At 65.3% G+C, this 2387-nt stretch carries 2 protein-coding genes; both read right to left on the bottom strand.

The annotated features are described in order from the left end of the window. Window positions 1–80: 80 nt before the first annotated feature. Window positions 81–1079, bottom strand: a complete 999-nt coding sequence (locus C2U70_RS18850; RefSeq protein WP_140979926.1) for a T3SS effector HopA1 family protein — start codon at window positions 1077–1079, stop codon at window positions 81–83. Further along, complete coding sequence (locus C2U70_RS18845; RefSeq protein WP_186294350.1) at window positions 1076–2188, bottom strand: phosphotransferase family protein; 1113 nt, start codon at window positions 2186–2188, stop codon at window positions 1076–1078. The genes C2U70_RS18850 and C2U70_RS18845 overlap by 4 nt, the downstream gene beginning before the upstream one ends. Between the last annotated feature and the right edge of the window lie 199 nt (window positions 2189–2387).

Below are 2387 nucleotides of genomic sequence, written 5' to 3'. Positions count from 1 at the left end.
CGTGGCTCTCGTGATCCCACACCGCCGTTCCGCACAGCATGTCTGCGATGCGCCGGACCGCCTCAAGACGTGCGCTGGTCTTAGCGCCCATGGCGTGCGCTTTCGTAAATGTCCTCGGAGCGCGGGCCGAGATGGGGCCGGGCACAATCCAGGCCTGCGCCCTGAAACTCGCCGATGACGTGCCGAAGCCTTGCCTCGCGGCTCTCCGCCTGCGCCACGAAGGCGCGCCAGAGTCCGCGCGCGACGAGGCGCGAGCGGCTCTGACCGAAGCTGCTGCCGTCCGCCGGATCCTCCGCGACCGCGATCCCGCGGGCGATCTTCCTGGCGAAGGCTGGAATCCCCTCGCGCGTCCTGACGGTGTCGAACAGTCCAAGGAGCACATCGTGGCCGGCGCGATAGATGCGCTTGCGCAGATAGAGGACGGCCGCATCGGTTCGTCCGTACGAGCCGGGATCGTCGGGGACCTTAAGGCGAAAAGGAATTCCGCAGCGGTTCAGCTGCTCGCAGCAGCGCGCCACCAGCTCGACGCCGGCCGCCGCATCGATGTTGAAGTACACGCGCGTCGTGATGTCCGGCTCGTCGAAAGGATCCGGCGTCTCGCCGAGAGCGACGTACCAGCCGGGAATGACGTTGAAGAGCTCCTTCCCGACGTCGATCTGATAGGGCCTGTGCACGCCCTCGATGTCCGGGTTCGGGAACATTTCCGAGGTCGACGCGTGGATCCGCAGCCCATCCCGGTGCAAGACACAGGCGCTTCCCGTTCGCGTCAGCACCGACCAGCCCGGCTCCCAGCCTCGCATGCTGCTGTTTGCGGCGGACAGGCGCGCGGCGAAGGGCACGCGCTCGCCGCGCGATCCCGGGTAGCGCGAGGCCTGCAGCCTTGCATAGATGCGCCGGTAAATGTCCTCGGCGATCGCCCCCACGATGGCATCGCCCTCGCCTGCCTCCGGCCCCGGCGACGACCCGGCGACGCCGGGCGCCAGGTTTCTCTTCTGACCGAACGCCGTGTATTCGTTGACGCCCGTCACGTTGATCGCGTCGACACAATCGAAGAGCGCGGCATGAACTTGCGGAGTCATTGGATGCTCATCGGAGCTGTCGCGGTTGCTTCCAGCAGGGCATGCCGCGCCCAGCCGGGAACGCAGATCGCGCGCTCCGCCACCTGGAGCGCCATCTCGCAATGCTGCAGCGCGTGCTGCTCGTGCTGATGCTGGGCATACTCCACCGCGAACTGGACGAGCCGCGCGCCAGAGAGCACGAAGGCGCGTTCGAATGTCTCGCGCGACGATGGCGCGCCGCAAGCATCGGCATAGGCGCGCATAAACTCGATCACGGCCGTACGCAGGGCGATCAACGGCACGCTCGCCGACTGGGCCAGTCGATCGAGGCTCGGGGCCGCGACGATCGGAAACGAGAAGATCCAGTAGAGGAAGATGCCCTGGAAGAAGCCCGCGATATCCCACGCGGGGTCACCGAGCTGGCAAAGCTCCCAATCGACGACGGACAGCCGGTCCAGCGTCCGGGTCGCGCCATGCGTAGCCACTGTAAAGAGCAGATTGTCCGACTTGATGTCGCCATGGATGATGCATTCGGGTCGCCAGTCGTCCTGGAGACGCTGCATGGCCGCGCAGAGCTCGCCGTGGCACTGCAGGGCCTTGAGGCATCGGTAGCTGCCGGGCGAGACCAGGCGAAAGCTCGCGGCGCCGGGCCGGTGCAGCTTGAGAGCCCAGGGCACGTCATGCGAAAGCCCGGCCTTGCATGATTCAAGCGCGGTCGACGCGCCGTGCAGGCGCCCCATGAATTCTCCGAGACGGCGGCCCACGGTGGCCGCTTGCGACGGAAAGGCCTGCAAGGCCTGGAACATCGTCACCGCGTCAGGCACGAACTCGACACCAAGCACCTCCTCGTGATCATCGATGAGCACGGCGCTCGGGATCTGCGCCTGGAGTTCGGGCGACAGCAGCGGCACGATCTCGCGGTAGAACCGCCGTTCGGCCTGGAAGGCTTTCCGATTCTCCTCGAGCCAGATGCCTTGCTTGAGGACGAGACCGAGCGTTCGATCGCGCACCAGGAAATTATAGTTTCGGCCCGACAGAGGCGTGATCTCGAGCAGTCCGGCAACAACCGATCCAGGCTTGATCAGTCGGTGCTGGACAAGATAGCTGGCAATGAACGGCGAACTGATCACGTTCGGACTCGCTGAGGCAAAGACCAAATCGACCTTGTCGTCCGGCGAGAGACCGACAAGAGAGATGCAACCGACGGTGCCTCTCTCTTGCCATCGCCTCTTTGCGACAGGTGTACCTACGAGGGGTGGTTATCCCCTCGGCCCACAGATGAAGAGATGGGTTTCCATCTCCGGAGGATAGCCGGGCGCGCCACAGATG

Source organism: Bradyrhizobium guangdongense (assembly GCF_006483445.1).
In the GTDB taxonomy this organism is placed as follows: Bacteria; Pseudomonadota; Alphaproteobacteria; order Rhizobiales; family Xanthobacteraceae; genus Bradyrhizobium; species Bradyrhizobium guangdongense_A.
This window is presented reverse-complemented; position numbering and strand designations above follow the sequence as displayed.

What these genes read in the sequence shown, in the direction of transcription:
- C2U70_RS18850 (WP_140979926.1), bottom strand. Translation starts at nt 1,079, where the DNA reads ATGACTCCGCAAGTTCATGCCGCGCTCTTCGATTGTGTCGACGCGATC.